Source organism: Nitrospira calida, assembly GCF_976986435.1.
The window spans coordinates 1,598,501-1,618,041 of sequence record NZ_OZ335950.1 but is presented as its reverse complement, the minus strand read 5'-3'; the positions used below and the strand labels follow the sequence as shown (position 1 = coordinate 1,618,041).

18 protein-coding genes, 1 tRNA gene and 1 pseudogene are annotated in these 19,541 nt (G+C 60.9%); 14 read left to right on the top strand and 6 right to left on the bottom strand.

Annotated elements, in window-relative coordinates; genetic code table 11:
- Positions 1–133 precede the first annotated feature (133 nt).
- From ACWHTU_RS08075 to zwf, 8 genes are all read left to right on the top strand, one after another.
- Complete coding sequence (locus tag ACWHTU_RS08075; protein WP_447863012.1) at positions 134–883, top strand: TenA family transcriptional regulator; 750 nt, start codon at positions 134–136, stop codon at positions 881–883.
- The gene (locus ACWHTU_RS08070; protein ID WP_447863011.1) at positions 883–1,779 is read left to right on the top strand and encodes a formylglycine-generating enzyme family protein; all 897 of its coding nucleotides are present in this window, start codon (positions 883–885) and stop codon (positions 1,777–1,779) included. The genes ACWHTU_RS08075 and ACWHTU_RS08070 overlap by 1 nt, the downstream gene beginning before the upstream one ends.
- 185 nt (positions 1,780–1,964) lie before the next feature.
- Entirely contained in the window at positions 1,965–3,194 is a 1,230-nt protein-coding gene (locus ACWHTU_RS08065; protein ID WP_447863010.1) for a hypothetical protein, read from the top strand.
- A gap of 153 nt (positions 3,195–3,347) precedes the next feature.
- Positions 3,348–4,379 (top strand): threonine aldolase family protein, encoded by a 1,032-nt coding sequence (locus ACWHTU_RS08060; RefSeq protein WP_447863009.1) that lies wholly within the window; start codon positions 3,348–3,350, stop codon positions 4,377–4,379.
- A 46-nt stretch (positions 4,380–4,425) separates the two neighbouring features.
- Entirely contained in the window at positions 4,426–4,686 is a 261-nt protein-coding gene (locus ACWHTU_RS08055) for a hypothetical protein (RefSeq protein WP_447863008.1), read from the top strand.
- 34 nt (positions 4,687–4,720) lie between these two features.
- Positions 4,721–5,527 (top strand): hypothetical protein, encoded by an 807-nt coding sequence (locus tag ACWHTU_RS08050; RefSeq protein ID WP_447863007.1) that lies wholly within the window; start codon positions 4,721–4,723, stop codon positions 5,525–5,527.
- A gap of 190 nt (positions 5,528–5,717) precedes the next feature.
- Positions 5,718–6,611 carry a phosphogluconate dehydrogenase (NAD(+)-dependent, decarboxylating) gene (gene gnd / locus ACWHTU_RS08045; protein ID WP_447863006.1) on the top strand — a complete coding sequence of 298 codons (894 nt, stop codon included), beginning with the start codon at positions 5,718–5,720 and terminating at the stop codon, positions 6,609–6,611.
- Positions 6,612–6,637: 26 nt separating this feature from the next.
- Positions 6,638–8,152 (top strand): glucose-6-phosphate dehydrogenase, encoded by a 1,515-nt coding sequence (gene zwf / locus ACWHTU_RS08040; RefSeq protein WP_447863005.1) that lies wholly within the window; start codon positions 6,638–6,640, stop codon positions 8,150–8,152.
- A 31-nt stretch (positions 8,153–8,183) separates the two neighbouring features.
- Here the strand turns inward: zwf and ACWHTU_RS08035 are convergent, their stop codons facing one another.
- Positions 8,184–8,315 carry a hypothetical protein gene (locus ACWHTU_RS08035; RefSeq protein ID WP_447863004.1) on the bottom strand — a complete coding sequence of 44 codons (132 nt, stop codon included), beginning with the start codon at positions 8,313–8,315 and terminating at the stop codon, positions 8,184–8,186.
- 52 nt (positions 8,316–8,367) lie between these two features.
- Positions 8,368–9,048 carry an SGNH/GDSL hydrolase family protein gene (locus tag ACWHTU_RS08030; protein ID WP_447863003.1) on the bottom strand — a complete coding sequence of 227 codons (681 nt, stop codon included), beginning with the start codon at positions 9,046–9,048 and terminating at the stop codon, positions 8,368–8,370.
- Between the two features lie 166 nt (positions 9,049–9,214).
- Between ACWHTU_RS08030 and ACWHTU_RS08025 the strand changes: the two genes are divergently transcribed.
- Both ACWHTU_RS08025 and ACWHTU_RS08020 read left to right on the top strand, forming a co-directional pair.
- The gene (locus ACWHTU_RS08025) at positions 9,215–10,984 is read left to right on the top strand and encodes a HEAT repeat domain-containing protein (protein ID WP_447863002.1); all 1,770 of its coding nucleotides are present in this window, start codon (positions 9,215–9,217) and stop codon (positions 10,982–10,984) included.
- The gene (locus ACWHTU_RS08020) at positions 10,981–12,549 is read left to right on the top strand and encodes an HD-GYP domain-containing protein (protein WP_447863001.1); all 1,569 of its coding nucleotides are present in this window, start codon (positions 10,981–10,983) and stop codon (positions 12,547–12,549) included. Before ACWHTU_RS08025 ends, ACWHTU_RS08020 begins: the two co-directional genes overlap by 4 nt.
- A 73-nt stretch (positions 12,550–12,622) precedes the next feature.
- Here the strand turns inward: ACWHTU_RS08020 and ACWHTU_RS08015 are convergent, their stop codons facing one another.
- Positions 12,623–13,099 carry a hypothetical protein gene (locus tag ACWHTU_RS08015; RefSeq protein WP_447863000.1) on the bottom strand — a complete coding sequence of 159 codons (477 nt, stop codon included), beginning with the start codon at positions 13,097–13,099 and terminating at the stop codon, positions 12,623–12,625.
- Between the two features lie 124 nt (positions 13,100–13,223).
- On the opposite strand from ACWHTU_RS08015, the gene ACWHTU_RS08010 reads away from it, so the two are divergent.
- A complete protein-coding gene (locus tag ACWHTU_RS08010) occupies positions 13,224–13,781 on the top strand; it encodes an OmpH family outer membrane protein (protein WP_447862999.1) in 558 nt (185 codons plus the stop codon).
- Positions 13,782–13,793: 12 nt separating this feature from the next.
- Here ACWHTU_RS08010 and ACWHTU_RS08005 read toward each other — a convergent pair whose 3' ends face one another.
- The 3 genes and pseudogenes from ACWHTU_RS08005 to ACWHTU_RS07995 all read right to left on the bottom strand — a co-directional run bounded on the left by ACWHTU_RS08005 (position 13,794) and on the right by ACWHTU_RS07995 (position 16,276).
- The gene (locus ACWHTU_RS08005) at positions 13,794–14,861 is read right to left on the bottom strand and encodes a DUF362 domain-containing protein (protein ID WP_447862998.1); all 1,068 of its coding nucleotides are present in this window, start codon (positions 14,859–14,861) and stop codon (positions 13,794–13,796) included.
- Positions 14,862–14,873: 12 nt separating this feature from the next.
- Positions 14,874–15,253, bottom strand: a pseudogene (locus ACWHTU_RS08000) (rhodanese-like domain-containing protein).
- 9 nt (positions 15,254–15,262) lie between these two features.
- Positions 15,263–16,276 carry a PA0069 family radical SAM protein gene (locus tag ACWHTU_RS07995; protein ID WP_447862996.1) on the bottom strand — a complete coding sequence of 338 codons (1,014 nt, stop codon included), beginning with the start codon at positions 16,274–16,276 and terminating at the stop codon, positions 15,263–15,265.
- A gap of 270 nt (positions 16,277–16,546) precedes the next feature.
- On the opposite strand from ACWHTU_RS07995, the gene serS reads away from it, so the two are divergent.
- From serS to ACWHTU_RS07980, 3 genes are all read left to right on the top strand, one after another.
- Positions 16,547–17,854, top strand: coding sequence for a serine--tRNA ligase (serS, locus tag ACWHTU_RS07990; RefSeq protein ID WP_447862995.1), 1,308 nt, complete (start codon positions 16,547–16,549; stop codon positions 17,852–17,854).
- A 148-nt stretch (positions 17,855–18,002) separates the two neighbouring features.
- Positions 18,003–18,092, top strand: a tRNA-Ser gene (locus tag ACWHTU_RS07985).
- Positions 18,093–18,838: 746 nt separating this feature from the next.
- Positions 18,839–19,039, top strand: a complete 201-nt coding sequence (locus tag ACWHTU_RS07980) for a hypothetical protein (RefSeq protein WP_447862994.1) — start codon at positions 18,839–18,841, stop codon at positions 19,037–19,039.
- Positions 19,040–19,541 lie beyond the last annotated feature (502 nt).

The following is a 19,541-nucleotide window of genomic DNA, read 5'->3' as shown; positions in this document are numbered from 1 at the left end:
GGATTCTAACGGCCGAACGAAAGGAAGACAAGTTGGTGAGACACCGGGTTCTGTCATCAACCACCTGACATGGCGAGTGGCGCATCGCGCATCACGTGTATCGCCCTGCGCATGACGCCTACATGAGGAGACCGTGAAGAACGCGCTCACGATGACTCAATTCCGCGAGCAGTTGCTTGCGGTCATGGACCGCAAACATCACTGGGCCTGGCCCCACTTCAGCGGAGGCGCCCTCACCAAAGAGCAGCTCAAGATCCATTTTCAGCAAGAATATGCCGTGTACGTGCGGGACTTCCCGGTGTTCCTCGCCCGCATCCACGGCCGGAACCCGCCTTTCGACGTGAGAAGAAGATTGGCCGAGAACATTTACGAGGAGGACACCGGCGGGCTCTCGCTCGGTCGTTCCCATCCGGAGCTGTTTCACGACATGATGCACGGACTGGGGTACGAAGCCCGGGACTTTCAGCGCGTCAGGCTGCTGCCGGCCGCGCGCACCTTCCGGCGCTGGCTGGATCAGGTCTCGAGGCACCGCGACTGGGTCGTCGGCGCCGCCGCCCTCGCGATCTTCGTCGAAGGCAGCGTCAAGGACCGGCAGGAAATTTTGGAACCGTCCAAGCCCAAAAGCGCGGCCGAGATCGAGAACATCGTCCGGCAGCATCCGCTGGTGAAATACTACGGCCTGTCTCCCGACCGGATGAACCTCATCCGGGCTCATCAGATGGTCGAAGCCGGCCATCGCCAGGATGCGTATGCGATGGTCCTGGCCCATGCCACGGAACGGAAACGACAGGACGCCGTGCTCGCCTGTCTGAAGAAATCGCTCCGGCTTTGGCTGCACTACCGTGACGACGTCGCGCGCGCCTGCGGGTTGAAAAAGGTCTGATGGGGTTCAAGCGGTTCACCGTTGCCGTTCTTCCCACCTGCCTGTTCTTCGCCATCGGCTATCAGCCGTCGATAAGCAGCCCAACTTTTTCGGACGACATGGTCTTGATCCCGGCCGGGGAGTTCATCATGGGCAGTCCGGCCGGAAGCGAAGGATTCGACGACGAACATCCCCTCCGGCGCGTCTACCTGAGCGCATTTTGGATCGATCGCTTCGAAGTGACCAACGAAGCCTACTTCCGTTTCGTCCAAGCCACCGGGCACCGCGCACCAGCCAACAATAAACCGTCGGTCACATTGTGGGAGCACAACAGACCGCTCCCAGGAATCGAACGACATCCGGTAGTCAACGTCAGTTGGGAAGACGCCGTCGCCTACTGTCGCTGGATCGGCAAACGCCTCCCCACGGAGGCCGAGTGGGAAAAAGCCGCGCGCGGGACCGACGGCCGCCGCTATCCCTGGGGCAACGAGTGGGATTTCGCGAAAGCCAACAGCGCCAGCTACTGGGCCGGACGGACCATCGAATTCGCTAGCGGCGCCGAGTGGGACGCCTTTTGGATCAGAGGTGAGGGCGCGAAGATCTCACAGGAGCAAGGCGTGAAGGGCGAAGTGCTGACGCTGCCCGTCGGCAGCTTTCCTGAGGGCAGCAGCCCTTATGGGCTGCTGGACATGGCGGGCAACGCGGCGGAGTGGGTGGCGGACTGGTACGATCCCAACTATTATCGGCACGCCCCCCTGTCCGATCCACCGGGCCCTTCCAGAGGTGCCGTCAAAGCCATGCGGGGCGGGTCCTGGCTGAAACCGGCCAAAAGCCTTCGCACCAGCGACCGTGACTGGGGCACCATTGACAGCCGCCCCAGCGGAACAGGATTCCGCTGCGCGAAGGACGCAGTCTGACACCGAGCCTTCCGGAAGCCCAACCCTTGCCCCTTTTTCACCCGCAATCGGCGCGCACGTCAAGCACCGTTCTGGTGCGGCTCGATGCGGTCATCGATGGGAGGGGAGCAGTCCGACCCTTCCTCCCGGGACTTGTTCCCTTCTGTTCCACTCCCGTAGAATGCTTCGCACGAACGAGGCCGTTCATGACGCCGCAGGAAGCCCGCGCCCACTACAATTACCTGCTGACGCTATGCATCAGAAAGGAAGAAGCGTTCGGCCCTCTGGCGTTTACCTTCATCAAGGAACAGAACCTGGACCAACTCGGTCTCACACCGGAAGAGCAGTTCAATCTTTACATGGCCACGGCCGACGCCTTTGCCGCTGAACCGAAACGGTACACGCATAAGTTGGAATGCTTGCAGAAAGCCCAACAGATCTTGCGCCGCACGCAGTTTTATGATCCCAGCCTGGCCCAACACATTGCGCACGATATTCAAAAAACGACGGCGGAGATGGAGATCTACAACGAGGCCATGCGGCCTCAACGCGCTCCGGCCTCGGTCGCCGATCGGCATCGCATCATCGTCGAAACCGACCTCCCCGACTATTTTCTGAGAACCGCCCAGCAGCGGGCGGCGGCGTACTATCAGAACAAGTACAAGCTGACCAAGGAGGCCAAGGCCGCGCAGCACTTCGCCGGCCAGACCCGCAAGTTCGAACCAGATAATCCAACCGTGCAGAAGGAATTCGCTGGGGCCTGCGCCCCGTTCATGGCGGCCCGGACCACCGCCGTCCATTTGATGCTGCCTTTCGATCTGAAAATCAGCCGGAGGCCGGAGGATCCGCTGGAGGCGGGACTGCGCATCTGGTACGCCAAGATGGGCTATTCGTTCCCCTTACGCTATGAATTGGGCAAGCTGTGCAGTTACTACGACGACCAGGTGCTGGATATCACAATGGACGATCCCCACCTCCTGTTCGTCTCCGTGTCGGAAGTCAAAGAACGAGAACTGGGCGTCGTTGAGCGACCTTTGCCGAGCGATGTGCCCATGGAGATCGGCCTCCCGCGCGCCTTTCTCGACGGGTCCCATGCCCTTGGGCCGTTCATTCAATTGGTCTGCAACTTCAAAGTCTGGTTCGACGCGGAGGCGATGTCGCTCCTGATTCAAGGCGCCCCGGACCTGCACGAGTACGGCCTGCAAGGAGGCGCCGGCCTGCTTACCCGAAGCTACGCCACCGAGAAGATCCACGCCTACGCGCCGTCGAACCGCAAGCCCTGGCAGGACGGACTCAGCTTCAATTTCGTGAACATGCACGTGCAGCTTCCCGAGGGGAGGGAATCGGCCTTTGTACCGTTCAACACGCCGATGTTCTCCATCTATCCGGTCCTGAACAAGCAGAGCTACCGGTTCGAAGACGCGCGGACGCTATGAGCAACCAGCCAATAGCCGACAACGGGCAGCGAATCGCTTTATGATTCCGACGAGTCATTCATCGCGCCTCACCGAAATCGGGGACCTGCCGCATACCCCAAAGCAGCGGGTGCCATCCGAAGATAGCCATGGGTGGCCCGCATCACAGTTTGTATGATCGATCTGCGAAGCGACACCGTCACGCAACCGTCCCCGGCGATGCGCGAGGCCATGGCCCGTGCGCCGGTCGGGGATGACGTGTATGGCGAAGATCCCACGGTGAATCGACTACAAGAGATGGCCGCGTCGCTGCTGGGGAAAGCCGGGGCGTTGTTCGTGCCTTCCGGCACGATGGCCAATCAGCTCTCCATCCGCGTTCTGACGCAACCGGGTCAGGAAGTGATCGTCGAGAGCAAGTCGCACATCGTGCGGTACGAACAAGGGGCAGCCGGCGCCTTGTCCGGGGTGCAACTGCACTGGGTGGTCGGCGACCGCGGCATCATGACACCAGAGCAGGTCGAGGCTGCCATCCGACCGAGAGATCCCCACACCATTCCTACCGCGTTGATCTGCGTCGAAAACACCCACAACAGCGGCGGCGGGTCGATCTATCCGCTCGGCACGATTGAGCGGATTCACGCGATCGCGGCGCGGCATGGAATTCCGATGCACTTGGACGGCGCGCGATTGTTCAACGCCGTGGTCGCCACGGGGGTCTCGGCCGCCGATTATGCACGACCCTTCGATACCGTTTCCGTTTGCCTTTCCAAGGGGCTCGGCGCTCCGGCCGGCTCGCTGATCATCACCAACGAGGCGGCGCTGTTGGACAAATTGCGCCGCTTCCGCCGCATGTACGGCGGCGCCATGCGGCAGGCCGGTATCCTGGCCGCCGCCGGCATCTATGCCTTAGAACACAACATCGCCCGCCTGAAGGACGACCACGACAACGCGAAGCGTCTGGCCCGCCTCCTGCAGAAGATTCCCGCCGTGACCCTGAACCCGGAGCACGTCGAGACCAACATCGTGATGTTCGACGTGATCAGCCATCGCCTGCCGCCAGCCGAAATCGTGGCGGCGTTGAAACGCGAAGGCGTCTTGATCAACGCCGTCGGTGGGACCACGTTCCGCGCGGTCACCCATTTGGACGTAAGCCCCCAGGACATCGACCGCGCCGGCGAGATTTTCGCCCGCGTCCTCGGGTCCTGACCCCGCATCGTTGACAGGCTGGTTTGACGCTCTTTAGAATGCCGACGTGATCGGACCGTTGGCCGGAGAGCGGCGAGTGATGCCGTTGGATGTCGTGTCGTTTCACCAGATCAGCCGGATCCTCGAGCTGACCGACCGTTTGGGCTTGCACCGCGAGTGGGTCGAGATTCCGCTGTCCCCCGCCAGCCCGGGCGCGGTCAGGACCTTGCCCAACGGCAAGCTGGAAATCGTGGTGGACGCCGACCAACCTTTTGATCAGTGGCTGGACAGCCTGCCAGCCCGGATCAAAGAGGTCCGAGGAATCTGACCTTCTTGCCGATCACGAGAAACCGCCACGACCCATGGACGCTGACACCGTTCCCGCTCCCCCCGACGCACCCACGCCTTTGCCGACACGGGAGGAACTCAATGCCGAGTTGGTGGACGTCCCGGAACCACCGGAGCAACCCGAATCCCCCGAACCGCTTGGTTTCGAACAGGTCGTCTCGGTCGCCCTCCGCCACGTTCGCGCAAAACGCGGCGGCGATCTGGTCGCTGTCATCTTAGTCGGCTCGGGTTCCCGGCGGGCGATCACCCCGCACAGCGATGTCGATTTGATCGCGCTGGTGAAGGGCGAGACCGATCGCCATGAACTGGTTCGGGTCGCCGATCGAGTGATCGATATCCGCTATCGCGGTTACCAGACCGTCGAGGAAGAAATCTCGTACTCGCCCCGCCTGCCGCCGCTGCTGCGCAAAGGCCGCCTTCTGTTCGAACACGAAGGCATCGGCTCCAAGCTGATCGAGAAAGCGCAGCAGCGGTTCCGTCAGGGACCGCCGCCCGCCGGCATCAACGAACAGATCCGCTTGAAGGCCGATTGCCTGCATTGGCTGGGCAAGGCGGAAGATATGGTTGATAAGCCGGCCGCCGCCCAATATCTCCTGATGATTTTCTTCGAGGACTTCGTCAGTGCGTTTTTCCGGCTGCGGGGTTTCTGGTTGACCGCTCCGGTCGACGTCGTCCGCTTTTTGACCTCCCGCGACCCGGCGATCGGCGATCTGGCAAGCCGGTTTCTGGTTGCTCCCACGCTGACAGAACGCCTAACGCTGGGCCGGCAGCTCGCCGATCTGCTCTTCAAAGACATCCCGCACCCCGCCAGGATCGACTAACAGGACGGAAACTCGCACGCCGGATGCTGTCTGCACGATCGTTCCCGTCGTTGTGTTACAATTCGCCCGATCGCTGCCGAGACGCAGCGAACCGCTTGCCTGTCGGCGTACATCGGCCTCACAGCACTCCATCCGTGACCTCCCGCCGGCTGTTCCTCGGATCGAGCACGGAGGAGAGAAAGGACGGACTATGGAACTCGGTTTCGTAGGCTTGGGCAAGATGGGTATGAACATGGTCATACGGCTGCAGCGCGACGGGCATCGCGTGGTGGTGTACGACCGAGCGACCGAATTGATCGCCCAGGCGGAGAGCCAGGGGTGCATTGGCGCCGCTTCGCTCGCCGATCTGGTCGCGAAGCTGTCGCCCCCGCGCGCGGTTTGGATCATGGTCCCGTCCGGCGCACCGACCGAGGAAACGGTCAGGGCTGTGGCAGCGCAGTTGCAAGCCGGCGACATCGTCGTCGACGGAGGAAACACCAATTTCCACGACGATGTCCGGCGCGCCGCAGAACTGAAACCGCGCGGCATTCACTACATCGATGCCGGGACGAGCGGCGGCGTCTGGGGACTCCAGCTGGGCTACTGTTTGATGATCGGCGGCGAGGAAGCGCCGGTACAGCGGCTCGCGCCCGTCTTTCAGACCCTCGCCCCGGAACGCGGTTGGGCCCGCGTCGGTGGACACGGCGCCGGCCACTACGTCAAAATGGTCCACAACGGCATCGAGTACAGCATGATGCAAGGCTATGCCGAAGGGTTCGAACTGCTGTCGAAGAGCGAATACAAACTTGACCTGGGGCAGATCGCCGAACTGTGGATGCACGGCAGCGTGATCCGCTCCTGGTTGTTGGAACTGGCCGCCGGCGTGTTGAAGGAGGATCCCCGCCTGCAACAACTCAGAGGCTACGTACAGGATTCTGGCGAAGGCCGCTGGATGGTCGAGGACGCGCTCGAGAAGGCGGTACCGGTCCCGGCATTGAGCGCCGCGCTATTCACGCGGTTCCGCTCGCGGCAGGAGGAGTCGTTCACGGAGAAGATGTTGGCCGCGTTGCGCCGCGCATTCGGCGGCCATGCAGTTCGACAATGACCGAGCCGGTCCGAAGGAGTCGCGACATGCCGCACGCGATCAAAGATCACCAGGCGGACCCCTGCATCCTGGTCATCTTCGGCGGGTCCGGCGACCTGGCCAAGCGCAAATTGATCCCGGCCCTCTACAATCTCTCGTTGGACGGGATGTTGCCTTCGAATTTCGCCGTCCTCGGACTCGGTCGCCGCAATCTGAACGACGGAGAGTTTCGGGAGAGCGCCCGTGAGGGAATCGCCAAATACTCCCGGCAGCCGCTGGTAGATCGGAAATGGGCTGACTTCGAGAAGCACCTATTTTACCTGGCCGGCTCGATCGATGACTCCGCTTCGTACGAAGCCATCAAGAATCGCATTGAACGGATTGAAACGGAACAGCACCTTCCCGGAAACCGCATCTTTTACCTGGCCGTGCCTCCCACTTCATTCGCGGCTGCCTGCGAAGGCCTCCAACAAGCCGGGCTGGTCTCCCCGCCCGACCACGTGCATCCGTTCAGTCGCGTCATCGTGGAAAAACCGATCGGGCGCGATCTGAAATCGGCCCAGGAGATCAACGCCGTCATCGGACGGGTCTTCGACGAATCCCAAATCTTTCGCATCGACCACTATTTGGGCAAAGAAACCGTCCAGAACATCATGGTACTCCGGTTCGCGAACAGCATCCTGGAGCCGCTCTGGAATCACAAATACATCGACCATGTCCAGATCACCGTCAGTGAGGCGGAAGGCGTGGGGACCCGCGCGACCTATTACGAAGAGACCGGAGCGCTGCGCGATATGGTACAGAACCATCTTCTGCAGTTGCTGTGTTTGGTCGCGATGGAGCCGCCGTACTCGCTCGACGCCGACGTGGTCCGCAACGCGCGGATCGATGTGCTCCGTTGCCTCAGACCGATCACGGGCAAAGACGTCAACCAATTTACGGTGCGCGCCCAATACAGTCCCGGGATCGTGGACGGCGTGGAAGTGCCGGGCTATCGGCGCGAGCCGGGCATCCGTCCCGATTCGACAACCGAGACCTATGTCGCGTTGAAGCTGTTTCTCGACAATTGGCGCTGGGCCGGGGTGCCGTTCTACTTGCGAACCGGCAAGGCCATGGCCAAGCGGGCCAGCGAAGTGGCCGTGCAGTTCAAGGACATCCCCCAGATCCTGTTCAATGCGAACCCGGCCTCCCCTCAGCCGCCGAATGTGCTTGCGCTCCGTATTCAGCCCGAGGAGGGCATGTCCCTGCGGATGATTTCCAAGGTACCGGGCACGAAGGCGCAAACCCACCCGGTCGAACTCAACTTCAAGTACGGCGACGCGTTCGGCTCGCCGTCGCCCGAAGCCTACGAGCGGCTCCTCCTGGATGTTATGGCCGGGGACGCCTCCCTCTTCATGCGGCGTGACGCGGTCGAAGCCTCATGGGCTTGGATTACGCCGATCCTCGAAGGATGGCAGACCCATGGCACCAAATGGCTGCCGGAATATCCGGCGGGAAGCTGGGGCCCTGTCGAAGCCGATCGCCTGATTCAGAACGATGGGCGAATGTGGCGGATGCTGTGAGCGAGAAGCGAAAGCCGAGCGTCGAAGGATCTCACCCCTTCGCCTCGGGCTGCAGCTTCTCCAGTTCCCGCCACAGCACCCGGCAACCGCCGCAACCGAGCCGCTGGCCCCCCACCAGTACCAGTATCCCGCCCAACCTGTTCGACCATTCGATCGAGCTCATGATCGTTCCGCCCCGGATCGCCGCGCGGGGGCTCATCACCGCCCATTATGGATCACGACCCGCCGAACCGTGCCGCCAACACCCTGTCGTACAGCAGCGTCGCCAGAAGCCGGTACCCGTCCGTCGTCAGATGAAGTCCGTCATTGGAATATCGCTCGGCCAGCAGCCCTGTCTCGGGCTCGCTCGTGGCGGTGAACAAGTCCACGAGGGGCAGACGCTTGGATGCGGCATAGTCGTGGATCAAGTGATTTAGCGTCAGGCGCCGGGCGATGTGTTCGTCCAACCACCGCTCTTCCTCCGCGCCGCCGAACCCGCCGACGAGGCGAAGCGACGGTACAGTGACCAAAACCGGCTGCACATCGGCCGCGAGGGCCGATTCGTACATTTTTACCAAATTCCGCATGATCGCGGCCGGCGGCGCGTTCCACCCGAGGTCGTTGGTGCCCCCCAGAATCACCACGACCGCCGGTCGGTGATCCAGTACGTCGCGGCGGAACCGCATAACCATTTCCCCAGTCAACTCCCCGCAGACACCGCTGACCGCTACGCGCGCGGCCGTTCCGAGACGCTTCTGCAAAAAGGCGCCGTACGGCGTCTCGAGGCCGGTCGGATTGTCCAGAGTCGGAGCTTGAAACCCGGCCGTGAGGCTGTCACCGAAACAGATGACGAGCGGAGCGGAATCGGAACCTGACATGCCGGCCTCGATCTTCTCCTGTCTAGCCGCGCGTATCACTCAGCGACACCGCACAGCCACTGTCAATGCTGATCACTTGGGGAGGCGCCTCGATTCTATCCTCGAAGCGATCGGCCCAGCAACGCCAATCGGCACACCAGAGCCGCATATTTCGGAGCGGGGATTTTCTTGACGAACCGGATGCTTAGAGGTACGAGTATCCCGTATGACCGACCTGAAGGCCACACCGCATATCGTGACCGCAGCGGCGGCCAAAGAAACCGCCGATCCGGAGGTGACTTCCGTCAAGCAACTGCTGAAACTGCTCGATAAGACATCGAAATCGACTCGCACGTACGGCTTCGGCAACCCCGTTGCGCAGAAGTTCTTCCAGCAGTTTTACCAGGACCTCACGACTCATCTGGGCACCTATGCCTCGCTCGGCTTTCTCGTCCAGCGCTCGGAACTGCAGTTCAGGGGGGAAGTGGTCTATCAAACCGACTCCTCTGGGGAAAATCTGGCGTTCAAGCTCTATGCGGACGGCATCCGTGAACTGACTTTCCATGACGGCTTGACACAGGAGGATTTGACCTTTTTCCTGGAGGCCCTGTGGGGCGACACTGACCCGTCGCAACACGACGACGATGATATCGTGACCCGCTTGTGGACGAAGAATCTTTCCACCATCACGTTCGTCACCGCGGAAGAGATCATCAAGGTCTCCGGCGCTGGCGACGTCCTCGCCCTGCAGAACGAAGGAGCCATGAACGCCCCGGTCTCCTCCCTCCGCGACATGATCGACAAGGAGAAAGCCGCCCGGGCTCAAGAGGGAGCGAGCGCATCAGCCGGAGCCTCGCGGTTTCAATCGGGCCTGGTCGGTTACGAAGTCTCTGAAGCGGAATTGGTCGCCCTCGCCAAGGAGGTCGAGGCCGAATCCGCGCGCGACAGCGTCACCTATGTGCTGGACATGCTCCTGGTGATCTTGGCCTCGGAGCACTCTCCGATGCTGCTGACCAAACTCTTCGGCGTGTTCGACACTGTCCTGGAGACCCTGACGAAGCAGGGCCGCTGGACCGCTCTCAATCGCGTGCTGGATTTGCTTCAACAGACTGGGAGCGCGCGCGCCGGATTGTCGGACGACCACCGCCAACAATTGGCGGCGTTGTTGGACTCGCCCAATAAGCCGGAACGCCTCAAGTTGATCGAGCTCCACCTCAACAAGACTCAGCAGGCGGCCACCGACGGCCTCCTGCCCCTCCTGCTGCGCCTGAACGCTAGGGCGGTTCCCGCCTTGTGCATGCTGCTGGCGAATCTGGAATCGCCCAGCCATCAGGCCATCGTCTGCGAGGCGTTGTTCGCCGTGGCGAAGGACACGCCGGAGATCCTCGCGCGCAGCCTGTCCGACAAGCGAGCGCCCTACGTGCGCAATCTGCTGTCCATCATCGCGCGATGGAACAATCCCAAACTGGCGGACGCGGTCGAACGGCTGGTCCGGTATCCCGACGCACAAATCCGCAAGGAGGTCGTGCGGACCATCGGCATTCTCCGCCCGAGCGGAAACGGCGCCAAACTGGTCTCGTTCCTGAACGACGCGGACGAACCGGTGCGGCTGGCAGCGCTGAAGTTGCTCATGAACGGGCAGTACACCGCGCCGTTCGCGGCCTGGTCGGCAATTCTCTCCGCGGAAGAGTTCCACGACCGACCGCCGGCGGAGAAGCGGGCCATTTACCACGCGGTGCGACAAACCGCCGGGGACGAAGCCGTGCCGTACTGGCAGAGTCTCTTTACGGAATGGTCCTGGACCAATCGTAAGAACAAGGAAGAGTCCGCGATCATGGCGGCGGAGGCGCTAGGGAAACTGGGAACGCCCGCCGCCCTCGCCGCCCTGGAGATCGGACAGAGGAAAGGCAGCTCGGCCGTCCGGCAGGCTTGTGCGACGGCCCTGACCTTGGCGACCAAACATCAGAAGGCCAGAAACGAAGGACGGCTCCCGTGAGCGATCACAACACTCCCTCTTCGCAAGCCCCTCAGATCGATGAACACCTCCAGCCGATCCTTACGCATGAAAAGTCCTTGACGAGCAAGATCGCCAAGGGATCGGAAGCAGGCGACATCGTCGATCAGCAGCTAATCATGTTGGGAACGCAACTGGTCATTCAGTTGAACGTCCTCATCAAGACTTCGCGCATCCACGGGCGCACCAATTCGGCGTTGGACAAGCCGGTGGACGCGTTGCTGACGCTGATCAAGACCCTGGCCCACGATCGACCGGTTGTCCTCCGCTTGCAGAACGATTTTTTGTTCCTCGGAGAAAGCCACCTCAAAGTCAATTCCCAACAATTGGCCGTCTTCACCAGCATCATCGACAGCTTCAATGCGTGGAAGATCGGGGCCATTTCGTTCTCGAACAGTGTGGATTCCAAAGACCTTCGCGAGTTCGCACACCTGTTCGTGAGTCTCGATCCTGAAACCACGTCGCTCGAAGAGCTTCGGAAAGAGCTGAAGGCGTTGAACGTTCAAGGCATCGAACTGGAAGCTCCGCGCGCCCTCAGGCTCAAGGGCGGGGCTTCTTCAACTGCCGGAGAGAAGGACGCCGCGGAGGGCCATCGCCGAGCCAAGACCGCTGCAAAAAACGGCTACGTGAGAGCGGCCGGAGCGGTGGGGAACCTGGTACAGAATGCCAAGGAGGGCGGCACGATCAGTTTTAAACAGGCCAAGCGCGCGATTCAAAACATCGTTGATCTCATGATGCAGGACGAATCCACGTTGCTGGGTCTGACCACGCTGCGGTGCCATGACCAATACACCCACAACCATTCGGTCAATGTCGCGATCCTCTCCATCGCATTGGGCAATCGCGCGGGTTACCCGAAAGTGGAACTAGCCGATCTGGGCCTGGCGGCGTTGTTTCACGACATGGGCAAATCCACGATTCCCATGGAGGTACTGAACAAGCCAAGCGAGTTCACGGAAGAAGAATGGGTCGCGATGCGGAACCATCCCATCGAAGGTGTGCTTAGCCTCACCAAGCTGCGCGGAATCACCAACCTTCCCGGCCGCATGGCAGCGGCGGCGTTCGAGCATCACATGAACTACGACTTTTCCGGCTATCCGAAGCTCACCGTGCCCTGGAAACTGTCCCTCACCGGCCGCATCCTGATGATCGCCGACTGTTATGACGCGATGACGTCGTCCCGCGTCTACCGGCGGGAGCCGCTGACCCCGGCCAAAGTTCTCAAGCTCATGTTTGCGAAAAGCGGCACGTCGTTTGATCCGACGCTCCTGAAACTGTTCGTCAACTGCGTCGGAATCGTGCCGATCGGGAGTCTCGTCATGCTCGACACCGACGAACTGGCCGTCGTGTTGCGGCCCGCGCAGAGCAAGGAATACGAAGAACGGCCCTACGTGAAAGTGATCGCCGACCCCGCCGGCGAGCCGGTTGAAGACGGTCCCGAATACGATCTGACCGAAAAGAACGAGGCGGGTGACTACGCGCACAGCATCGTGCGCCTGGTGGACAACGCCGAACACAAGTTCGACACCAGCCGATATTTCGTGTAGCCCACGTTCCCGGTTCCACCGCCGCGTTGCCGGCCGCTGTCCCCTCGCATTCCCTGCAACCGCCGGGTACGGTTCACCGCTTGGCCTCTGGCGGCGGCCAATCCATCTCCGCTTCCCTGCCGCAGTAGAAGCAGGACACCCGGTAGCGGGCCTTCCGCCTCGGGTTGGGCATAGAGGTGAACACCACGGGCGTATCATCGAAAGGACAAACCGGCTGCTGATGCAAGAGGTGCTCATCCGCCATCAACAGCAACGCCGCCTCGTCCCACGGAGGCAGAAGCTGTTCCTGTCCGGTGATCCGCTCCTGCCAACCGCAACGGCGGCAACGGGCCTCGAACGTCTTCACACGATCATGAAGGCGGGACATATCCGCCACCTCGACCGGCCCCTCACACCCGGTCCGGCCGCAGGGTATGGGCTCGCGCTGAAGCGCCTTCACGAAACGCTGATGGGGCATCTGGTCGTCGGACGACATACAATCCAGTTCACAGTCCCGGCGCAGATGTGCCAAGGGCGGCCGCGCTTCACGCGGAGCTTTTTGACCGGGCATGCCAACCGGTCGGCTCCTTCTTCTCAGTTCCCTCCGCCGCTTGACAGGCCCGGCGGCCGCAGCTATTCTGCCACAGTTTTACGCGTGAGCTTACCATGGATTCCTGTCACAAGGAGCAACGCACATGAACATTCGGCGGAATCGTCTGATGCAGTCGGCCGAAACGGTCGTCTTGACCCTCGCACTCTGGGCGACGACTTCCTCGTTCGCGTCGGCGGCGGATTTCAAGATGGGGGTGGTGGATCCACAGGCTGTGCTGGAAAAATCCAAAGCCGGTAAGCGTGCGTTGGACGGGTTACGGGAATACGTCTCCACCCGCCAAAAGTTGCTCGCCAGCGACGAGGAGGAACTGCGCAACATCGAGAAACAGCTCAAGGACCAGGAAGCCACCCTGAGCGAAGCGGCGAAGAAAGAAAAGCAGGAAAAGTTCCGCAACAAGGTGCAGGATTACCAGAAACGCGCGCAACAGTTCAATCAAGAGCTGCAGGTCAAGCAGAAAGAGTTGATCGACGAGTACATGAAGAAGATCAGCGCGGCGACCCAGACAGTAGCAGAGAAAGGCGGCTACTCCATCGTCGTCGATAAGGGCAGCGAGCAGACCGTCAAAATCGTCATTTACAACAAGGACACCATCGATCTCACCGATCAGGTCATCAAAGAATTCGACCGCCAGAACAAGTGACCTTCCGCGCGCTTATCCGAACACGTCGCGCCTGACGGCCTCCGCCAGGCGATCAAACTCCGCATGGTCGTCCGAGGTCGATCGGACGAGCAGTTCCACCCGATCCGGCCCGCTGACTCCCAGCCCGAGTTCAGTCCCTCGCCTGAGTTGCCGTTGGTCCCAGATCCGTTTCCCCTGCAACTTCGGCCATGCCCCGAACGCGCGGATCAGCGCGATCGCGACCGCATCCAATGCCAGACGATCCCCACTCAGCAACAACAGATCGGCCGGCGCGGCCGTGCCGCTGGTCGGTCCTCCTGCGATCATGATCGTCGTGCCATCGGCGATATTGAGATGCGGATGCACGCCCAGATTGAGTTCGACGATCCGTTCATGCCAATCGCCAGACAAGAACGCCAGGGAAGGCCGATACCGGGGATGGGTGATCCCCACCAAATTTTTCAGACAACAGGAATACTCGGCGAATCGATGAGTCTTGACGACGGGGACATTGATGAACACGTCGGCGTCATAGACGGATTTCGACAGATAGTAGCGTGGCAACGACCGAGCGCCGGCCGGTTCAAGCCTGACCCAGGGCCCCTCATCCAGCGAGAGCACTCGCGCACCGGCTTGTTCCGCAGCCACCCGGATGCCGGTGGCGTCGAGATTGCGCGGCGTAGGGAACCGGATGAGTCCGGAGCTGTCCGCCACAATGACCTCGGCGGCGCCGCTCCGCTTGACCGCCCGGACAACCGCTGCGACGACCTGCGGATTAGTCGTTGTCGGCGGAGGCCGGTCGTTGACAACATTCGGTTTGATGAGCACCCGCTTGCCTTCTAGGGCCAGCGCGTCGAGCCCGCCAATCAGCTCCAGGCCAGCCTGCAGCATGGCGGCCGGGTCCTTGCCGTGCACCATCGCCACCACAGCGTTGCCGTTGCGCGTGAAGGGATTGGCCGGAAGCGATTTGGGCGGAACCGGGTCGCCGGCCGGCTCGAACAAAAGACTCCCCAGCACGGAACGCGGCGCCAGGGCGAGCGCGGGCCAGACGCTCAGCCCAAGCCCGAGCCGATTGAACAGCTCGCGGCGCGTGGTGTTCATACCTCAGACGCCTCAGACGCCGCTCCCCTGCTCCATCGGATAGCCGGCGTTGCGCCAGGCTCGGATTCCACCGTCCATCGACACGACATTGGCATATCCCATACGGCGGAGATTGTCGGCAGCCAGAGCGGATCGGAACCCTCCACCGCAGTACAAGATGATCTCAGCCTGTTTGTCGGGAATCACCGTCTCAACGTCGCGTTCGATGACGCCGTGGCCCAGGTGTCTGGCCCCCTGGCGTGGTCTTTGGCGAATTCATGGTCTTCCCGCACATCGAGAAAGTGAAACGTCTCCCCGCGATCGAACTTGGCTTTTACCTCCGCGACCGTGCACACTTTGATGCACCGCTTGGCCGCTTCGACCAGTTTCAGAAAGCCGGGATTGTGCTTCATCGTGCCTCCTTAAAACAACGCCGTCTGCTCGGCTCCAGGACGCCTAAAGGTGGGCGGAACCGGCTCGTCAGAATCACCGGGAAATCCGGTTTTCCGCCGGCTGATTTCAAACAATTGTTCAATCATCCGCCAATAGGGGCCGCTTCCCTCGTGCCGCGAGAAAAAGTCGCTCTCGCTCAACTTGCCTGCCCGCACCTCGCGGATTCTGTGGATGATGGTTCCAATCCGGTCGGGAAACACCGCCGCCATGCGTTCCAGAAAGACCGGTTCCACATTGCCGGACAAACGGAGCATCACCGACATAGCTTCTCGGGCGCCGGCTTGTTTGGCTCGGGTCAGCAACTCCGGAATGTCATCGTCGTTGAGTCCCGGGATAATCGGCGAAATGGAAATCCCGGCAGGAATGCCCGCCTCGCTCAACGCCCGGAGCGTCTCGAATCGCCGGCTGCTGGAAGGCGCCTGCGGCTCGACTCTTCGGGCGACCGAATCGTCGGCAAAGGGAATGCTGAGGTAAACACGGACCCAGGCTTCACGGCTCAGCCTGCCGAGCACGTCGAGGTCGCGCAACACCAGGGCGCCTTTCGTGATGATGCCGACCGGATTGCGGTACTCAGCGCAGACCTCCAGGCAGGCCCGCGTGAGCCTGTAGGTTGCCTCCAGCGGTTGGTAGCAGTCGGTGTTGCCTGAAAAGACAATCAGCTCGCCTTTCCACGACGGTTTGTCGAAGGCCCGCCGCAACAACGCCGGTGCGTTCTGCTTGACGATGATTTTCGACTCGAAATCGGTGCCGGCGCCGAAACCCCAGTATTCATGCGTAGGCCGCGCGTAGCAGTAGGCGCAGGCGTGAAAACAGCCGCGATAGGGATTCAGGCTCCAGCGAAAGGGCAAGTCCGGACTGTCGTTACGACTCAGGATCTCCCGCGCGGCGTCCTCGAACACCTGCAACCGCACTTGCGGCGGAGGCTCCAGGAACTCGCGATGCTCGGACTCGAATGGATTCGGCGGATTGGAGACCAGACGCATGACGCCTATGCTCACTCCCTTCTCACCGTCTTGTCAACGTGGACCAGGGACCGCCTTGTCTTCTTGAAAATGGACGCACGGCCGGAGGCCCGCGGACGAAGGACGGAGCAGCACCCGGCACCGCTCCCCTTGTCCTGCCCCCTCGCCTCCCGGCCAGTCGTGATGTTTATTCTGCAGAGTCAGCCTTGCATCCTCGCTGCTCTCTGAATTGACTAACCCCGGACCCGATGCTAGATTCCAGCACCGCCCGACCACTGGGATGGAAAAACCATGTACGACCTCCGCTACTTGAGAGAACACCTGGACCGCGTGCGCGCGCAACTGGGGCTGCGCGGGGCCGATGTCGCATGGGACGACCTGCGCAAGCTGATCGAGGAGCGCCGCTCCCTGTTGAGCCAAGTCGAACAACTCCGGCACCAGCTCAGGAAAGGGTCCGATGAAGTGGCCCGTTTGAAGCGCGAGAAACAACCGGCAGACGACGCGACGGCGGCTATGAAAACCCTCGGCGACCGCATCAAGGAGATGGAAGATTGGTTGCAAGCCGTTGAAACGCGATTGGCGGATCTCGCCCTCCGCATTCCAAACATGCCCCACGAGTCCGTGCCGGTGGGAACGGACTCCGCGCAAAACGTCGAGGTCCGTCGCTGGGGCTCTCCGCCTGCCATCCCGGGCACGCCGAAGGCGCATTGGGAGATCGGCGAGGCGCTCGGGATCCTGGATTTCAACCGGGCCGCCAAAATCGCCGGCGCGCGCTTCGCCGTGCTCTTGGGACTGGGAGCGAAACTTGAACGGGCGCTCATTGCCTACATGCTGGATTTGCACACGACCCGACACGGATACCGCGAGGTATTGCCGCCGCTGCTGGTCAATCGGGCCACCATGATGGGGACAGGGCAATTGCCGAAATTCGAAGATGACTTGTTTCGCCTGCGCGACGACGATCTCTTTTTGATCCCGACCGCCGAGGTACCCATCACCAACCTTCACCGGGAAGAAGTGTTGGACGAAGAGGCCCTGCCGCTTCGTTACACGGCGTATACACCGTGTTTTCGCCGCGAAGCCGGCTCATATGGGAAGGACACGCGCGGCCTGATTCGACAGCACCAATTCAATAAAGTGGAATTGGTGGTCTTCACGAAGCCGGAGGCCTCGTACGAGGAACTGGAACGCTTAACCCGGAACGCCGAGGCAGTGCTGCAAGGGTTAGGACTGCATTACCGGGTGGTGGCCCTTTGCACCGGAGATTTAGGCTTCTCCGCCGCCAAGACGTACGATCTCGAAGTCTGGCTGCCCTCGCAGGGACTCTTCCGGGAAATTTCCTCCTGCAGCAACTTCGAAGCGTTCCAAGCTCGACGGGCCAACATCCGATTCCGCAGCCAGAAGGCCAAGAAGGACGCCAGGACGGACTTTGTACACACCTTGAACGGTTCGGGGTTGGCTGTAGGTCGGACAGTGGTGGCGATTCTGGAAAACTATCAGCAACCGGATGGCTCGGTACTGATCCCCGAGGCCTTGCGTTCTTATATGGGGGGAGTGGAGCGGATCACAGCGGAAGAAAACCGGCAACCTGAAATGTGAAAAACCGGCGGGCCTGATCGGGTCGCGCTACATCGCGTGGTGCTCTGGGCCAAGCAAGCAGGACGAGCAAAGAGTCCAGATTCTGTAAGGAGCGTGTCCGGTCGCCACGATTAATCTGGATGGCTCGCGGTTAGGTCAAGCTGAGTAGGGAGGGGTGACGGAGTGGCCGAACGTGCCGGTCTTGAAAACCGGAGTCCGGGCAACTGGACCGTGGGTTCGAATCCCACCCCCTCCGCCAAGATGCGAAGAGGAGGCGCATGAAAGCAAAACTTGAACTATTGAATCCAACCATCAGATTTATTTTCTGAATCATATTATCAGATCTTCTTGAATGAACACCGCCTTCTTGCCTGCTGCCTCCTAGGGCAACTACTATCTTGTACCGAGAGAGACCCATCTGATTTACTGACGAAGGGTGAAGGTGCCTGCTTTGGCTGTGCCCACCCAAGGCAGCAAGACGTCTCTACTTCCTCCTGGAGAGACGTGCCTTCACCCGGCACTTATCATCCGCTTACTGTTAGCCATTGCACTGCGATACACAGTCGCACTGCCAGGAAGGCCGCTTTGTGACAATGCGCCCAGAGTGTCCTCTCCAGAAAAACTGAGCGACCAGGCACCAACATCCCAGGTTCAATTAAAAGTCGAAAGAAGACCAGTTTTTTGTCGTGTTAAAGCGGTTCGCCCTGATCACCCAGCCTCTGCGTCTTTTCCTCCTTGCCTGTGACCTGTCGTCATCCGCCCACTGCCACGGCTCATGCTCCGCTAACCGCCTTTATCTCTGAATGCCTGATCGCCCCTCCCGCTTGGTAGGGGACGGTCCTTCGTTCGTACAGGCAGGCCTACATCAACGGTATTTTCAACGCGTTCACCATCGGCCTATGGTGGTCCACACAAGTTTCGCATCGCGCAGAAGATCACCGGCTCAGCCGCTTGTGCAAGATCGCTGTGAAACGGTCAACTCCTTCATGACGGGGAGAACGGGAGATGCAGAAACAAATCGGCAAAATCGGCGCGATCCGCAGAGAACTGCGCGGCAAGGCCTGCCCGTTCTGCGGCGGGCAGAAATATCAACTGGTGTTGCGATGCAACCTTGCGCCGGAGTCCGGGGGTCTTTTCGCACGCTGCAGCCGCTGCCACAGGCCTAAAGAGCTAGACGAGGATCTCGGACGCATTCTTTGGATGTGAGTCAGGGCATCCCCGCACCAATGGCTCCTGACAGATAAGCAAGAAACACGAGGGAAAGGACGTATGCTCTGGACGGGAGGACGCAGATCAAGAAAACAACTGGCCCGCCAAAAGTTGATAGCCCTGCAGATGATGACGCTCAGCGGGGTGGTGCGCCCAGCCGACGTGGAGCTCCGCCACTCCGCACGCCCCAGCCGGCTCTTCACATCCTCTTCTGAATCTGTGAATCCCTCGACCTTGAAGCTGTCCACTGTCCCGGAACAAGACCGAAGCCGGCTCATTCGACAGCCCACGGCAGTAGTTCCCGAGAAAGTACGGTTCAGAACCAACCGACTTTTTCAGCTTCATAGAATTCTTTCCGGCTTCCAATGGGGAACAGAGCGGACCTGATCGCTTCTCAGCCGGATGCCCTCGCGGAGTCTCTCTTGAACCCGCACTGTTCGACCATCGAAGCGGCAGACTGATCCGTCATTCTGCGCCTCGATTCCTTCCGCACGATAAC